This is a genomic window from Mucilaginibacter psychrotolerans, assembly GCF_004519315.1.
In the GTDB taxonomy this organism is placed as follows: Bacteria; Bacteroidota; Bacteroidia; order Sphingobacteriales; family Sphingobacteriaceae; genus Mucilaginibacter; species Mucilaginibacter psychrotolerans.
The window spans coordinates 245,886-261,956 of record NZ_SOZE01000005.1 but is presented as its reverse complement, the minus strand read 5'-3'; the positions used below and the strand labels follow the sequence as shown (position 1 = coordinate 261,956).

Here is a 16,071-nt window from a genome sequence, read left to right as displayed (position 1 = left end):
AACTGGAATTTATTGAGATCGGTTTATACCCATTGCGGCCCCATCAAAATCCTACCGAAAAAACATGCCTTTCATCAATCAGGTTGTATTGCAGCGTAAAACCGTAGTTATCGCAAATTTGCTTGCAAATGGTTAGGCCAAGGCCAATGCCTTCAGAATCGGTTGATTTATGGAATCTTTTAAGCACCTCGGTAATATCAAAAATATTTTTGCCGGTATTGGCAATGGTTATTTGCGTTGCGTTTAGGGTAATGGCAATTTCGCCGCCCGGGTAATTGTGCCTGATGGCGTTGCTGATCAGGTTATTCAGCAGTACCTCCATCAGCAGCTTGCTAGTTTTTAATTGTTTGTCCTCCAGTGTGGTCACCAGGTTAATGTTCTTACCGTGGATAAGCTCCTCCTGCTGGTAAAGGCTTTCTTCGATGATGGCTCTGATGTCTACCTGCTCATCAGCACCAATTACGCCGTTCTCTATTTTTGTCAGCAGCAGCATCGATTTGTTTAGGCGCGTAAGCCTTGCCATCGTGCCGTAAATATCGTTGAGCAGCTTGCTTTGCTTATCGGTATAGGTATCGGTTTGCAGCAGGGTATCCAGTTTGGAATTGATCACCGATACCGGCGTCATCAACTCGTGCGACGCATTCTCGGTAAAGGCTTTCAGGTTTTGGTAATCGTGCTTTACGCGGCCAGCCATGGCGGTAACGGCCTGGTCCAGTTCGTTAAATTCGTCAATGCCCGATGGCGTGCTGTTTATCGTAACCTTATCGGCTACACTAAAACCCCTTAGCTGGGCCAGTACGCTATAAAATGGCTGCCAGATGCTTTTGAGGATAAACCTGTTTAACACGGTTAGCAGCACCAGTAAAACAAATATCACTACAATGGTAATCTGGAAAATGATTTTAATGAGGTACTCCGTTTCTACCTTAGATTGGGTTACCAGTATGCGATAATTTTGACCTTTTACTTTCACTATGCTGATGAGCGCGCGACCCGCCTCCAGGTCGTTCTCATCAATTTCTTTATAAACGGTATCTACAAACCGCCGCTCTACTTGTTGGTTGCCCAGCGGCATAAAGGTAATTTGCTGATGATTTGATTCGTACACCTCGGGCAGAGCATGGTTCAGACTTACGTAGTTGAAAATCTCCTGCTCTTCCAGCTCCAGGTCTTTATCTATCCGGTTGGTTAAAATATGGCTGATGGCGTAATAGTAGATAATGCCGGTTACCAGCATAGTGGCAATAGTAACGGCAATGTTTACGCGGTTATATTTGTTCAGCAGTTTCATGCGCCGGCAAACTTATAGCCCATGCCATAGGCGGCCTGTATATAATCGTTTCCGCCGGCTTCCACCAGTTTTTTGCGTATATTTTTAATGTGTGAGTAAATAAAGTCGAAGTTATCGGCCACGTCGATATTGTCGCCCCACAAGTGCTCGGCAATAGCGTTTTTTGATACAACTTTGCCCTTGTTGGCAATAAAGTATAGCAGCAGAGAATACTCTTTACGGGTAAATTTTATCGGGTAGCCGTGTACGGTTACTGTTTTGGCGGTAAGGTCTATGCCTATCTCGTTATATTGTAGCATGTTGTTGCCATTGAAGGTTTTGCGCCGTACAATGGCTGCCACCCGCGATTTCAGCTCCGAAAGGTGGAAGGGTTTGGTGAGGTAATCGTCGGCACCCAGGTCCAGCCCGGTAAGACGGTCGTCCAGCGAGTTTTTGGCCGATATGATGAGGATGCCGTCGTTATGCTGATTTTTCTTAAGGTATTTCACAATATCGAGGCCGTTACCATGGGGCAGGCTGAGGTCTAAAATAATGCAATCGTAGCGGTACATGCCTACCTTGGTCAGGGCCACGGCAAAGTCGGGCGCGGTTTCGCAAACGCTGTCGGCACCGGTAAAATAGGCCTCTATGCTATCGCGCAAGCCTGCCTCGTCCTCTACTATTAAAATCTTCACAGCATAAAGTTAAGCGTAAAATTTGTAGAAATGCTGTACGGTAGCGGATGTGAGTTTCTGTGCCGTTAATGTGCTGATAATATGGGCAATGGGTCGGTTTTGAAAAAATATATCCTCACGATGCGTGTTCTTATGACATTTAATCTTTAATTTTAACTACGGTAAATACTCTCCAAAGCCTTGCCGTTGCCAATTATAATTTACGATGAGATTAAAGCTATACGTGTTTTTTGTACTGTGTATAATATTGCAGCAGCGTGCATTTGCTCAAAAAGATAATTACGAATTTTCGCGCCTGGATATCACTAACGGATTATCTGATAACCAGGTAAATTGCATTTTTAAGGATAGCAAAGGTTTCGTTTGGTTTGGCACTACCTCCGGCCTTAACCGTTACGACGGCTCAAAATTCAAAGTTTTCAAGCGCGATAACAAAAACCCCAATTCCCTTTCCGAAAATCATGTGGTGCGGATAGAGCAGGGACCCGACGATAAAATGTGGGTGTTTACCCATAACAATATCAGCGTTTACGACCCTCATACCGAAAAAATAACCAACAACATTGCCGCAGAGGCAGCCCGTTACCATGTGCCCACCAGCCAGATTACGCATGTGCGCACCGATGCGGAGGGCCGGTTTTGGTTCGTAACCAACCGTGCGGGCCTGTATTGCTACAACCCGGCGACTAAAACTACGTTATTTTACAGTACGCTATCCAACTCGGCAGCTATGCTGCATGCTAATTATGTGATGGATGTACTGCCCACCAGCCAGCACTCGGTTTGGGTGCTGTATAACGATGCCGTGCTGGAAGAGCTGGACACCCGCGCCAACAAAGTTGCCCGCAGTTATGATGGTTTTGCCAAAGCTATAGATGCCCGGCCACGCATATATACCATGCTGATGGATAACCGCCGCAACCTGTGGATAAGCTCGGAGGCTGCGCCCATAGGTGCGTTTTGCTACAACACGGTTACCAACACGTTAACACATTACAGCAAGGATACCCCGCAGGCCCGGCTAAATTCTAACGTCATCAACAGCGTGGTACAGGCCGATGATGGCAAGATATGGCTAGGCAGCGATCATGGCGGCCTCAATATCATCGACCCGAAAACCAATACGGTAAACTACGTAGTGAGCAAGCCCGACGATGCCAAATCGCTTAGCGGCAACAGCCTTTATCTTTATAAAGATAACAGCGGCACTATTTGGGCAGGCACGTTTAAACAGGGTTTAAACTATTACCATAGCGGCATTATGCAGTTCCCGCTGTATAAGCACTCCACCAGCGACCCCAAAAGTATGCCCTACGAGGATATCAATAGCTTTGCCGAAGACGCTAAAGGAAACCTGTGGATTGGTACCAACAGCAACGGACTGGTATATTTTAACCGCACAGCCAACACCTATACCCGTTTCAGGCATAACCCTGCCGATGCCAACAGCCTGGCCAATGATATCATTGTAAGGCTATATATAGACCGTAACAATAAACTTTGGATAGGTACTTACTTTGGTGGGTTAGATTGCTACGACGGCAGTAAGTTTACCCATTACCGCCATAACGAAAAAGACCCCGCCAGCATCACCGATGATCGTATTTATACCATTATGGAGGATTATAAAGGCGGAATGTGGGTTGGTACATTTCAGGGCGGCTTCAATGTCTTCGACCCAAAGACTAACTCGTTTAAGCACCCCAAATATCCCATGCATTCGGAGTACACGGCCTTTATTTACGAGGACCGCGACCGCAACAAATGGATAGGCCGCGATAAAGGAGTTGATGTGATTGAGTACCAAACCAACACGGTGCGCCACTACGCCGCGCAGCCAAAAAACGCCAATAGCCTGGTAGGTAACGATGTTAACGCTATTACGCAGGATAAACGCGGGCTGATATGGATAGGTACTAAGGACGGCCTGAGTATACTGGATACCAAAACCAATAATTTCCTTAATATCGAAGAGGGCGTAAACCTGCCTGCCAACAACGTAAGCAACATCATCGAAGATAAGCAGGGCAAAATGTGGGTGAGCACCACCAACGGGCTGGCCAAGATAGAACTGAGCCTGGTTGATGGTAAATACAAGTTTCGCCTTAACAACTATAATGAGCTGGATGGTTTGCAGGGCCGCGCGTTTAACCTGTACTCGGCCATGAGACTAAAAAGCGGCGAACTGGTTTTTGGCGGGATAAACGGATTCAATATCTTCGATCCGAACATCGTCAACACCTTTAAGCCTAAGCCCCGCCTTATCTTTACAGATCTGCACGTATTCAACAAAAACGTAACCGTTGGCGATACGGTAAACGGTGGCGTAGTGCTTACCAAGGCCCTTTCAGAAACCAGGGAGATTACCCTGGCCCATAGTCAAAACGTATTTGATATAGAGTTTGCCGCCTGCGATTACTTTAACCCCGATAAAGTAAAATTCGAGTACAAGCTGGAAGGTTTCGACAAAAACTGGATAACCGCTACAGACGGCAACCGCAAGGCAACATACACCAACCTGGATGGTGCCGACTATGTGTTTAAAGTGCGCACGCAAAACGCATTGAGCGGCGATGATACCATATCGCTTAATATTACGGTGATGCCACCTTTTTTTAAATCGCCACTGGCTTATTTAGGTTATTTTGTTGTGCTGATAGGTGGCTTGCTGTTAATTCGCCACCGCGGTATTCAAAAAATAAAGCAACAATTTGATGCCCGCCAGGCTAAAATGGAAGCCGAGCGCAAGATTGCCCAGGAGCGAGAAGAAGCCCGCCGCATGCACCAGTTAGATCTGATGAAGATAAAATTCTTCACCAACGTAAGCCACGAGTTCCGCACGCCGCTGTCGCTTATTTTATCGCCTATAGATAGTCTCATCAAAAGCGCCGAAAAAGCCGACCAGCAAAACCAGCTGGTAACTATTAAACGCAACGGCAAGCGCTTGCTGAACCTGGTAAACCAGCTGCTCGATTTCCGTAAGATGGAGTACAACGAGCTGAAGCTGAGCCTGAAGAAGGGCGATGTCATCCAGTTCATCAACGAAGTATGCGGGAGTTTTAAAGATGTGGCCAGCCAAAAGCAGATACAGTTTTTGGTAGAGAGCGAAATTTGCGCCTATGTTACCGATTTCGACCATGATAAGATAGAGCGTATCCTGTTCAACCTGCTCTCCAATGCCTTTAAGTTTACGCCATCGGGCGGGCATATCAGCGTGTTGCTTAGTCTGGCCAGCCCCGATGAAACACAACCCATACAAACCATGCTGGAAATAAAGGTGATAGATACCGGCATAGGCATAGCCAAAGAAAATCAGGAACGTATTTTCGAGCGTTTCTTTCAGGATGACCTGCCCGAGAATTTGTTGAACCAAGGTAGTGGCATCGGTCTATCCATTACCCGCGAATTCGTGAAAATGCAGGGCGGTACTATACAGCTGGAAAGCGAGCCCGAATACGGTAGCTGCTTTACCATTAACCTGCCTATAGGCGTAAAATGCGAGGAAGTACAGCCTGTGGTAGAAGTGCAACCAGAGGAGGCCGTACCTGCCATGCTGAAAGAACCTGAACCTGCCGGTCCGGGGGCGGCACGTAAGCCTACGATTTTGCTGGTAGAGGATAACGATGACCTGCGCTTTTACCTGAAAGACAACCTGAAGAACAGCTTCCACATAGTAGAAGCCGTAAACGGTAAGGATGGATGGCAGAAGGCCCTGGCTATGCATCCTAAGCTGATCGTGAGCGATATCAGCATGCCTGAAATGAATGGCATCGAACTGTGTAAAAAGATAAAAGCCGATAGCCGCACTGCGGAAATACCCGTATTGTTGTTAACCGCCCTGGGCACAGAGCAGGACCAACTGGCGGGCCTGGATAGCGGAGCTAACGACTACATTGTAAAACCGTTCAACTTCGAGATACTGCTGAGCAAAATACACAACTCGCTGCGCATGCAGCAAACCTTCAAGAAAACCTATCAGAAACAGATTGAGGTGAAGGCCAATGATATCAGCGTGGTATCTGAGGACGATAAATTCCTGAAGGCTGCTTTCGCGTACATCGAGTTGAATATCACTAACCTCAATTTTTCAGTAGAGGAACTGGCGCGGCACCTCAACCTCAGCAGGGTATCGCTGTACAAAAAGCTGCTTACGCTCACCGGCAAAACCCCGGTGGACTGTATCCGTACCATTCGCCTGAAACGCGCGGTGCAACTGCTGGAAAAGAGCAAATTAAGTATAGCCAACGTGGCCTATGAGGTGGGTTTCAATAATGCTGCCTACTTTGCCAAGGTGTTCCGCGAGGAGTATGGCATACTGCCATCGGAATATATTGCCGAACTAAAGAACAAGGAAAAGGAAAACGAAATGGTGTAGGAGTACATACTGCTGCCGCGGGCTTTCAGCCCCTGGTGTGCACAAGGTCAGCTTCAGCTAATGCAAGCTGGGAGCTTACACAATGCCCGCCACGAGATACGCTGCGCTAATCTCGCGGCAGCGAAGAAATTGCTTTAATTTTTTTCCAAATCCCTATTTAGATGGTACCTGTAGAAATGAAGAACGTTTATGCCTCAATCATTTTAAGTTGTTTTTTTCACCTCAATGCATCAGCTCAAAAAACAATAAAGGCAAAGGATGCCTACAAGCATATTGGACAAAAGGTATTTGTAGTAGGTCAAATTAAGGCACAAGCAGGTCCTGGATATTTAAACTCGATATCTTTTTATATTACTACTGATTCAATTAGGGTAGGTCTTGGTATAACGGTTCCGTATGAAATATGGAGCAAATACAAGTTGGGCGAAAAGAACTTGACCACAAATTTAAAAGGACAAACGATGAAAGTTTACGGTTTAATTAAATTATATGGTGAACCGCAAATCGAAATTAAAAAAGCTTCTGATTTGCAATTGATTATGCGTTAAACTGGTATCATTTCATAACTCATATCGTTTTACTGGAGTATCTGCTGATACAACTTAAAGTAATCCCCCGCCATTTTCTCTGCAGAAAATTGCGAAGCTGCCCAATCCCGGCAACGTTCGCGGCTAATGCTGCTCAATTTCTCCACTGCATCTACAGCCTCTTCAACGTTATCAACCAAAAAGCCTGTGCGTTCATGCTGTATCAGCTCGGGCATCGAGCCTTTGTTGAACGCGATTACCGGGGTGCCGCAAAGCATGGCCTCGGCTACGCTCATGCCGAATGGTTCGGCAAAGTTAATGGGGTGCAACAGGGCAGCGGCCTTGCCTAAAAGCTCATTCCGTTTTTCGGGACCGGCATGGCCAATGTATTTTATTTGTTCATCCAGGTAGGGTTCAACCTTTTCTTTCCAGTAATTTTCATCCTGTATAATGCCGGCAATCAGTAGCCTCTTTTTTGCTTTTTTGGCTATCTGTATTGCTTCGGCAGCACCCTTATCATGGTGTATGCGGCCAAAGAACAATAGGTAATCCTCAGGTACTTGCGTAAAGGTAAATTCTTCGGTATTCAGCCCGTTATACACCGTAGCGATGTATTCCAGTTCGGCACTGCGGTCGGCATTGCTGATGGATACATAGTGCCCTATAGAATTATATTTTTTGTAAACCGGGATAATACGCGGCGATGAAAAACCATGTATGGTAGTAATCGCCGGCGTTTTGATCAAGCCCGAATATGTAAGCGGTAAAAAATCGAAGTTGTTGTGGATGATGTCGAACTTATCGGCTTTCTCCATCAGGTTGCTGATGTGCAGGCACTCCAGTACTTTGGCATCCTGTGTACGGTCTTCCTCATAACCTGCCTTGCAAATGGATTCGAGTTCGCCACCAGTGATAGAATCGCCGGTTGCGAAGAGTGTTACCTCTACGCCCAGTTTGATTAGTCCTTCGGCAATGTTTGATGCAACCTGTTCCCAGGGCCCGTAGTGCCTGGGCGGCGTGCGCCAGGCAACGGGTGCTAATATGGCGGCCCTCAACTTAACAAAGCTTTACGCGTTCGTCCATTTTGTTGTACTCATATTCCAATTCAAAGGCTTTCAGCACAGTTAAATGGGAGATGAGGTAAGCCAGCGTACTTTCGGCACCCTGGTTTCGGTTGATGCCGGTGGGCAGCAGGCCATCGCAGCAGCCCTTGGTTTCATGATCGTACAGCGGGGCACGCAAGGTGTTTTCGCCCAGGAACCATTTGTAGCTCAGGAACATCTTCTCGATATATTGCGGCTTGCGGAAAATCTGGTACGCCTGAAAATGCATCAGCACCATCGCCATGGTTTCAATAGCCTGCTGATCGAAAGTAGGGAACTTGCCGCCACGGTAGTACCAGCCATCGTTACCAACAGGGCTTAAATAGCCGTTGGATAAGGTTAACTTATCCAGGAACGCCATGGTAGTGAGGGCGATTTTTTTGGCTCTTTCATCGCCTGTTATTTCGCAGGAGTGTAACAGCGCTAAAGGTAAAATGGCATTGTCGTAGGTCATGCTTTCTTCAAACCACTCCCAATCGTCGCTGCGGGTTTTATCGTAAGCGTCTAACAAAGGCTGAGTCATGCGTTTTAATTCATTCACCATGCCTTCGTCGGTAGGGAAGGCCTGCAGGTAAAGGCTTATGCCGATAATCGTATTCGCCATCCCACGTAGATACCGCAGTGCTTTAAAATGCGGATAAGAACGGTGGAAGAGTTCAAGCGCAAACTCGCGGTACGAATTGCTGGCCGCGCAGCTGATCAAATGACCCAATGCCCAAATGGTACGACCAAATGAGTCTTCGGTACCCACTTCATCCAGGTAGCGCCGGTCGAAACTTAAGAAGTTACGGAAGTTGCCATCTTCTGTTTGCATGTAGTGGATGTAACTCAGGTAGATAGGCAACAACTTAAAAGCTTCCTGGCTGCCGTTACGCTGGTAGGCCATCAGCGCCATAATCAACGCCCTTGAGTTATCATCTACGCAATAGCCTTCCTTTAAATTCGGAATGCCATATTTGGCATGCTGCACAATACCGGTATCATCAGTTAAACGCTGTACGTGCTGCAGACTGAATTTTGGCAATACTTCCGGGTCTACAATGCTGTTTTTGAGTATCTTATCGCTAAAATCGTGTGTGGCGGCAGCTTCCTGCGCAACCTTTATAAATTCAGAACCTGTAACCGGCCAGCGCAGGTGCAGGCCGTATTCGTAGGCATTTTCTTTTAATTCGTTCAACAGGGCATCGTCATCCAATAATTCGATAACGGTTTCGGCAAGCGCATCGGCGTTTTTAAAATCGAACAAACGGCCACGGTCGTTAGCCAGTAGTTCGGTAGCATGCCAGTATGGGGTTGAAACCACAGCAGCACCGGCACCCACGGCGTAGGATAATGTGCCGCTGGTTATTTGCGCCTCGTTAAGGTAAGGCGTTACGTACACCTCGCAGGCGGTTAGGTAATCCATCAACTCGTCCTCGGTCACAAATTTGTTGATGAAGGAGAGATGTTGCGACACTTTTAGTTGTGCAGCCAGGCTCTTCAGGTGATCCCGATACTCTTCTCCCGAGTGTTTTACCACGCCAGGGTGGGTGTTGCCCAGTATCACATACATCACGTCCGGATGCTTAGCCACTATTTTAGGCAGGGCCTTGATAACGGTTTCTAAACCCTTGTTGCGGCTTATCAGGCCAAAAGTGAGCATTACGCGTTTGTTTTTGAACGGCGTAAGGCTTTTAACCGGGTTCACTTCAGGCGCTTCCAAATCGGGGACGCCATGTTCTATAATTTGTATTTTTTCTACCGGGATATCGTAAATGTTCACCAAAAATTCTACGGCCCGTTTGCTCATCACAATGATCTTTGACGATTGCTCGGCAATTTCGCGAATGATAATACGCTGCACGTAACTTGGATCTTTTAAGATGGTGTGCAGGATAGAGATGAGTGGTTTTTCCAGCCGGTTGATGAGCGGCAATATATAGATACCGCTTTCGCCGCCGTAGATGCCAAACTCGTGCTCCAGAATTACCGCATCCACAGAACTGGTATTGATATAATTTGCCGCGCGGATATAATCCTTTTGGTGGTTTTGGCGGATGACGTACTTTACGTCTTCGGGATATTCATATTCCTGCAGGTTTTCGGAGTCGTTTAGGGCGACTACGAAGCCGCCGTCGAGCAAAGTTTTCCTTTTAGGAAAATTGGCGTTGATGGCCAGCATCAGGTTTTTATTGAACGTAGCAATGCCGCATTCGCGGGGCGGGTAGGTAGAGATATAAGCGATTTTCATAAGTAGATGTTAGATGCCGATACGATTGGTTTTTTGTGATACAATTGAACCTTGTGACCCAAAAAATATGCAGTTGTTCGCTAAAAAGGCGCACTTACGGGGGTAAAAAGCAATATTTATACAGGCATACAGCATAGTGCATAAACTATACCAATTAACTCGTAATAAAATTAAGTAACCGTGTTTTTACAGTTGAATTATAGTATTAATTAAAATTGCAGGAGGAGGCCGAAGATTAAACAATTGTGGGTTAGTGGTTTATTTAACCGCAGAGTTACACAGAGAAAAAACGCAGAGGTGCACAGAGCTTTAAAATTCAAAAAAAGTCTCTGTGCACCTCTGTGGCTACTCCGCGCCCTCTGCGGTTAAATAACAACTATGTTTTGTTTATTACGCCGGCGAATAAAATTCAACAGCCTCCATAATCACCTCACACGCATGAAGTATCTGCGCTTCGGTAATAATTAATGGCGGCGCAATACGCATGGAATTGCTGCAATTCAGAAACCAGTCGGTGATGATGCCATTTTCTATACAGCGATCAATTATTTTTTTATTCAGTTCGAAGCTTTCGAATTCGGCGGCCAGCATGAGGCCTTTGCCGCGGATGGCTTTGATAGCTGGGTGCGTAAGCTTCGCTCGAAACAGGGCTTCTTTTTCGGCTACACCATCTATCAGGCAATCATCTAAAAGCACCTCCAACGCAGCCAGGCCGGCGGCACAGCTTACTGGGTGCCCACCAAAAGTAGTAATATGGCCAAGTATGGGGTTTTCTTTAAATGCCGCCATCAACTCCCCCGAAGCAACAAACGCACCAATGGGCATGCCGCCGCCAAGGGCTTTGGCCAGCAGTAAAATATCCGGCACGATGCCAAAATGCTCAAAACCGAAAAGCTTCCCCGTACGGCCAAATGCGGCCTGTATCTCATCCAATATCAACAGTGCGCCTACTTCTGTACAACGGGCACGAAGTGCTTGCATGTAAACAGCATCGGGCACACTTATGCCTGCCTCACCCTGTATGGTTTCTGCGATTACGCAGGCGGTCTCGGTGGTGATGTATTGCAGTTCATCCGCCTCATTGAAACGGATAAAGTTTACGCCCGGCAACAGCGGGCGGTAAGCCTGTTTAAATTCTTCGTTGCCCATTACGCTGAGCGCACCATGGGTACTGCCATGATAGGAGTTGTGCATGGCCACAATTTGCGTCCGACCGGTAAAGCGTTTGGCCAGTTTGAGCGCCCCTTCAACTGCTTCGCTCCCCGAGTTGGTAAAGTACACCGAATTAAGGCTTTCAGGTAAAATAGCAACCAGTTTTTCGGCAAAGCGCACCTGCGGGGTTTGTACGTATTCGCCATAAACCATCAGGTGCATGTATTTATCGGCCTGATCCTTTATGGCATGGATAACGCGTTGGTTGCCATGCCCCAGGTTGCTCACGCCAATGCCCGAGATCAGGTCGGTAAAGGGTTTGCCATCCTTATCGTACAGATAAACGCCCTGCGCACGCTCAAACTCCAGCAACAGCGGGAAGTGGGTGGTTTGGGCGTTGTGATTTAAAAATAGCTGGCGGAGGGTAAGCATGTGGCAAAGGTAATAATATATCGGGTTTGGGGGGAGGAATTGGGGGCGTGTTGTGAAGGTCTGTTTTTCTTTTCGGTTACAAAGTCGGTAAGGAAGTTTTAGCAGTCTCAACAACCATCGGTAGAGATGGAATTACCCGGAAACCCCGCTCAATTTGTTGGGAAATACTACACGTTGATTTGTTGACCATACCAGGAGGAATAAATCGGAGAAAAGCTCCCAAAAAATGCGTATTGTGGGAAAAACACGGAGATTTTAGCAGGTGTTTTGAGTAGGGTTTTAAATGGTTTTAAAAAATTAGTAGCGCCCGCTTTTCCGCTTCTGGCCTATTGGTAACAAATGTGTTTAAATAACACAAAGCCATCGTTTTATGCTATAATATGTATATTATTGCTACTCATTACCAAGTATTCAAACTATTAGCTTCCGCCCATTGTCGACAGGAAAACTCACCTTACTGCTGCTTTGCTTGTGCCTGCCGGGCCTTGCCGTCCTTGCCCAAAAAAAGAACGCCGCTTACCAATACCATATCAAACGGGCACTGGCCCCAATTAAAATTGATGGCATTGTAGATGAGTCCGATTGGCAGCGCGCCGACTCTGCCGGTAATTTCTACCTGGTTTTGCCTATGGACACCAGCTACGCCAAGGTAAAAACAACAGTGAAGATGACCTATGATAATGATAACCTGTACATTGTAGCCATTTGCTACGGCGGCCTGCCCGGTCAAAACATGGTGGAATCACTTAAGCGCGATTTTAGCTTCGGTAAAAACGATAACTTTTTGCTGTTTATGGACCCCTTTGATGCCCGTACCGATGGTTTCAGCTTCGGCGCAAACGCAGCCGGTGCGCAATGGGATGGTACCATGTACGAAGGCGGCAAGGTAGATTTGAGCTGGGATAACAAATGGTCTTCTGTTGTAAAGAATTATCCCGACAGGTACATATGGGAAGCGGCTATCCCTTTCAAAAGCATCCGTTATAAAAAAGGCATCCGCGAGTGGGGCATCAACTTCAGCCGTAACGATTTGAAATCTACCGAAAAATCGAGCTGGGCACCCGTGCCGAGGCAGTTCCCTACGGCATCGCTCGCCTATACCGGTACGCTGGTTTGGGACGAAGAGCCACCCGTTGCCAGCAGCAACGTATCTATCATACCCTACGTTTTGGGTGGTGTAAGTAAAGATTATCAGAACAAAACGCCAACCAGCTGGCGCAAGGATATCGGCGGCGACGTAAAGATCGGGCTCACCTCGTCGCTCAATCTGGATATGACTGTAAACCCTGATTTTTCGCAGGTAGATGTGGATCAGCAGGTGATCAACCTCAACCGCTACGAACTCTTCTTCCCCGAAAAGCGGCAGTTCTTTTTGGAGAATGGCGACCTGTTCTCCAACTTCGGCTATGCCGATATACGCCCGTTCTTTTCGCGCAGGGTGGGGCTCAATGCGCCTATCCGCTTCGGTACCAGACTTACCGGTAAGCTGAATAAAGATTGGCGCGTAGGCGTAATGGACGTGCAAACCGGCCAAACCGATATCAACAACCTGCCGGGCCAAAACTTTGGTGTGGTCACTTTGCAAAGAAGGGTTTTCTCCCGCTCCAACATCGGTATTATGTTCATTAACAAGGATGCAACAGGCAGCGCGCCGGTTGCCGGCAATACTGCACCGGCATATAACCGTAACCTGGGGCTGGAGTACAACCTGGCATCATCCAATAATTTATGGACGGGTAAGTTGCTGGGCCTGAAATCTTTCAGCCCCGGTGTAAAAGGGCACGATTATGTACAGGCGGCGCACCTGCAATACCTCAGTAAGTATTGGACGCTGTACCTGCAACAGCAATACGTAGGCAGCAATTACAATGCCGAGGTAGGTTACGTGCCGCGCCGGGGATATAACAAGCTTAGTCCGCTGTTGCTGCATAATTTCTTCCCTAAGAATGGCTCGGTGCTGATACACAGCCTGCAGCTATCGTCTAATTATTTCTTCGATGAGCATTTCAAACGTACCGATAACGAGAGTGTCTTTAGCTATATTATTACCTTCCGCAACCGCAGCCAGCTGTGGTTTTCGGGGGTAGATACCTACGTAAAGCTGCTGCGCCCTTACGACCCTACCAATATAGGCAAGGGCAACCTGCCGGTCGGTTTCGAGAGCCACTGGAACACTGCCGATGTGCAGTACATCTCCAAGCCGCAAAGCGTGTTTACTTATGTGTTTGAAGCGGCCTACGGCGGCTACTATGACGATGGCACCAAACTCACCCTTAGCAGCCAACTGGGTTACCGTTTTCAACCCTATGTAAATATCGCTGTTACTGCCTCTTATAACGATTTGCGCTTGCCGCAGCCCTATGGCCGCAATAGTTTCTGGCTTATTGGCCCGCGTACCGATGTCACCTTCACCAACAATCTTTACTTTACCACCTTTGTGCAGTATAACGAGCAGGCGCGTAACATGAACATCAACACCCGCCTGCAATGGCGCTATAAACCCGCTTCGGATCTATTCGTCGTGTATGGCGATAATTCTATACCGTCGCCCTTTATGGTTAAAAACAGGCAACTGACGGTGAAGTGGACGTATTGGTGGAATATATAGTTGTGTGGTTAAAGGAGGGTTAAAAATTTAGAACGGTTGGAGAAGGTAAAAGGTTGGAATTGCCAAGGTATATCTTAAATTGTATATTTATACTAACCTCAAGTCGCTAACCTCTAATCTCTAAGCCAGTGAGCAAAGACCAAACTACCGACCTGCTTAAATTCATGGAGCCCTTTAAGCCCGAAACGATTGAACTGGCTTTATGGCTGCGCGATTTTGCCTGGGATATGTTCCCCGATACCAATGAACTGGTTTACGATGCCTATAATGCCGTTGCGTTTGGGTGGTCGCCAACGGAGAAGCTTGGGCAGGTATTTTGCAACGTCGCTATTTGGCGCACCAACCAAAACGTGATATTCGGTTTTAACTGGGGTAGCGAACTGGAAGACCCGAAAAAGATGCTGATTGGCAACGGCAAGCAGTTCCGCTATATCAAAGTTGCCAGCAAGGAAGATTTTCCTAAGGAATATATCTACAAGCTAATGGCCGATGCCTATATCAACTCTCTTGCCAAAGTGAAAAACCCGAAAGACATCATCAAAGGATTTACCATCACCAAATCAATTTCGCCGGTGAAAAGGGAGTTAAAGGCTAAAGTGGCGAATAAGAAATAAGCAGTACATTGAAAAAATTCGAAAACAACTGGCGTTACAAAACGCTGGAAAATTTAGAGAAAAATAAATGGCCCGACGATGATTCTGACTATCGTTTAGTTAATCGAATTGCTGCACTAAGAAAAATTCCCCTTAATGATTTTTCGGTAGAAGATATGCGTTTAATGATTTGTCAAAATGAAGGCCTCGATTATTTAATTCCTTTAGCAATTGGGGTACTTACCAACGATATCCTTGCGGAGGGAGATATATACGAAGGCGATTTACTGCAGAGTGTATTGCGGGTGAACGTTGGTTTTTGGATCGAAAACAAAGATTATTGGAAGACCTTAAACGATTTGGTTGCAGGGAATGTGAAAAGAATTGAAGAGCGGCGGATAGATATTGCCGTATTTACGAAAATAAACCTTGAGGCGCAGTGAGCGATGTTGTTAGCTGCGGTTTAATCAAATTAGTTCGATGCCCGGAATAAATTGAAAATGCTTTTTATTTAAGTTGAATAAAGGAATTTGGTAGTACAATGCAGTTGCCGCGATTAGAGCATCAGCTATCCCAGGCCTATGGCTTAGGCTATAGGTTTTGAAGAGGCTGAGGAAGATTTCAGAAATGTCCGGTGTAATTGGGATGACGTTGTATTTTGCCAAATGTTTTTCCACTCGACTAAACTCGACTTTATCTCTCGCACCAACTAAAAATTCAGCAGCGGTAATACTGCTTACATAAAACGTCTCGGCCTCGAGGACTTCAATCTTTGTTTTAATTTGGGGATTTCCGTGGTATAACTCAATTAGGATGTTAGTATCAAAAATCACCATTTTGATGGCCAGGCTTTAGCTCGTATCTCTTCAATAGTTGGGAAATCAGGGTTTGTGCCAAAATCTTTTAACAATTCAGCAGCAGAAGTTTTTTTGTTGCCAGGAGGTATAGGGTGCGCCGCGGTCTTGTCTTCTATTATCTCTGTAACAATTACCTCCACTTTTTTGCCAAAAAACTCTTTTGGCATTTCGATGCTGTGGTTTTTTTTATCCGGGGTTAAAATTGTTCTGAACATCACACTTTGCAGCT

General features: G+C 46.5%; 12 protein-coding genes. 5 read left to right on the top strand and 7 right to left on the bottom strand.

Annotation, left to right across the window (positions count from 1 at the left end; all coding sequences use genetic code 11):
- Positions 1 to 43 precede the first annotated feature (43 nt).
- Both E2R66_RS07955 and E2R66_RS07950 read right to left on the bottom strand, forming a co-directional pair.
- Positions 44 to 1,291, bottom strand: a complete 1,248-nt coding sequence (locus tag E2R66_RS07955; protein ID WP_133228039.1) for a sensor histidine kinase — start codon at positions 1,289 to 1,291, stop codon at positions 44 to 46.
- Positions 1,288 to 1,965, bottom strand: a complete 678-nt coding sequence (locus E2R66_RS07950) for a response regulator transcription factor (protein ID WP_133228041.1) — start codon at positions 1,963 to 1,965, stop codon at positions 1,288 to 1,290. The genes E2R66_RS07955 and E2R66_RS07950 overlap by 4 nt, the downstream gene beginning before the upstream one ends.
- A gap of 205 nt (positions 1,966 to 2,170) precedes the next feature.
- Here E2R66_RS07950 and E2R66_RS07945 point away from each other — a divergent pair, with 205 nt between their 5' ends.
- Both E2R66_RS07945 and E2R66_RS07940 read left to right on the top strand, forming a co-directional pair.
- The gene (locus tag E2R66_RS07945) at positions 2,171 to 6,340 is read left to right on the top strand and encodes a hybrid sensor histidine kinase/response regulator transcription factor (RefSeq protein WP_133228043.1); all 4,170 of its coding nucleotides are present in this window, start codon (positions 2,171 to 2,173) and stop codon (positions 6,338 to 6,340) included.
- A gap of 161 nt (positions 6,341 to 6,501) precedes the next feature.
- Positions 6,502 to 6,888 (top strand): hypothetical protein, encoded by a 387-nt coding sequence (locus E2R66_RS07940; protein WP_133228045.1) that lies wholly within the window; start codon positions 6,502 to 6,504, stop codon positions 6,886 to 6,888.
- Between the two features lie 29 nt (positions 6,889 to 6,917).
- Here the strand turns inward: E2R66_RS07940 and E2R66_RS07935 are convergent, their stop codons facing one another.
- From E2R66_RS07935 to E2R66_RS07925, 3 genes are all read right to left on the bottom strand, one after another.
- A complete protein-coding gene (locus E2R66_RS07935) occupies positions 6,918 to 7,922 on the bottom strand; it encodes a glycosyltransferase family 4 protein (protein WP_133228047.1) in 1,005 nt (334 codons plus the stop codon).
- A gap of 1 nt (position 7,923) precedes the next feature.
- Positions 7,924 to 10,200, bottom strand: coding sequence for a glycosyltransferase family 4 protein (locus tag E2R66_RS07930; RefSeq protein ID WP_133228049.1), 2,277 nt, complete (start codon positions 10,198 to 10,200; stop codon positions 7,924 to 7,926).
- A gap of 390 nt (positions 10,201 to 10,590) precedes the next feature.
- A complete protein-coding gene (locus E2R66_RS07925; protein WP_133228051.1) occupies positions 10,591 to 11,784 on the bottom strand; it encodes an aspartate aminotransferase family protein in 1,194 nt (397 codons plus the stop codon).
- 433 nt (positions 11,785 to 12,217) lie between these two features.
- On the opposite strand from E2R66_RS07925, the gene E2R66_RS07920 reads away from it, so the two are divergent.
- The 3 genes from E2R66_RS07920 to E2R66_RS07910 all read left to right on the top strand — a co-directional run bounded on the left by E2R66_RS07920 (position 12,218) and on the right by E2R66_RS07910 (position 15,428).
- Complete coding sequence (locus tag E2R66_RS07920) at positions 12,218 to 14,392, top strand: carbohydrate binding family 9 domain-containing protein (protein ID WP_204985890.1); 2,175 nt, start codon at positions 12,218 to 12,220, stop codon at positions 14,390 to 14,392.
- A 128-nt stretch (positions 14,393 to 14,520) separates the two neighbouring features.
- Positions 14,521 to 15,006, top strand: a complete 486-nt coding sequence (locus E2R66_RS07915; protein WP_133228053.1) for a DUF1801 domain-containing protein — start codon at positions 14,521 to 14,523, stop codon at positions 15,004 to 15,006.
- Between the two features lie 8 nt (positions 15,007 to 15,014).
- The gene (locus E2R66_RS07910; RefSeq protein ID WP_133228055.1) at positions 15,015 to 15,428 is read left to right on the top strand and encodes a contact-dependent growth inhibition system immunity protein; all 414 of its coding nucleotides are present in this window, start codon (positions 15,015 to 15,017) and stop codon (positions 15,426 to 15,428) included.
- A 24-nt stretch (positions 15,429 to 15,452) separates the two neighbouring features.
- Here E2R66_RS07910 and E2R66_RS07905 read toward each other — a convergent pair whose 3' ends face one another.
- Positions 15,453 to 15,821: a type II toxin-antitoxin system VapC family toxin gene (locus tag E2R66_RS07905; RefSeq protein WP_133228057.1), complete on the bottom strand. Its 369-nt coding sequence runs from the start codon at positions 15,819 to 15,821 to the stop codon at positions 15,453 to 15,455.
- Positions 15,815 to 16,009: a hypothetical protein gene (locus E2R66_RS07900; RefSeq protein ID WP_133228059.1), complete on the bottom strand. Its 195-nt coding sequence runs from the start codon at positions 16,007 to 16,009 to the stop codon at positions 15,815 to 15,817. Before E2R66_RS07900 ends, E2R66_RS07905 begins: the two co-directional genes overlap by 7 nt.
- Positions 16,010 to 16,071: the final 62 nt, after the last annotated feature.

Bases quoted from the DNA above. Each gene is read 5' to 3' on its own strand.
- E2R66_RS07955 (WP_133228039.1), bottom strand. From the start codon at position 1,291: ATGAAACTGCTGAACAAATATAACCGCGTAAACATTGCCGTTACTATT.
- E2R66_RS07945 (WP_133228043.1), top strand. From the start codon at position 2,171: ATGAGATTAAAGCTATACGTGTTTTTTGTACTGTGTATAATATTGCAG.
- E2R66_RS07940 (WP_133228045.1), top strand. From the start codon at position 6,502: ATGGTACCTGTAGAAATGAAGAACGTTTATGCCTCAATCATTTTAAGT.
- E2R66_RS07930 (WP_133228049.1), bottom strand. From the start codon at position 10,200: ATGAAAATCGCTTATATCTCTACCTACCCGCCCCGCGAATGCGGCATT.
- E2R66_RS07925 (WP_133228051.1), bottom strand. From the start codon at position 11,784: ATGCTTACCCTCCGCCAGCTATTTTTAAATCACAACGCCCAAACCACC.
- E2R66_RS07905 (WP_133228057.1), bottom strand. From the start codon at position 15,821: ATGGTGATTTTTGATACTAACATCCTAATTGAGTTATACCACGGAAAT.
- E2R66_RS07900 (WP_133228059.1), bottom strand. From the start codon at position 16,009: ATGCCAAAAGAGTTTTTTGGCAAAAAAGTGGAGGTAATTGTTACAGAG.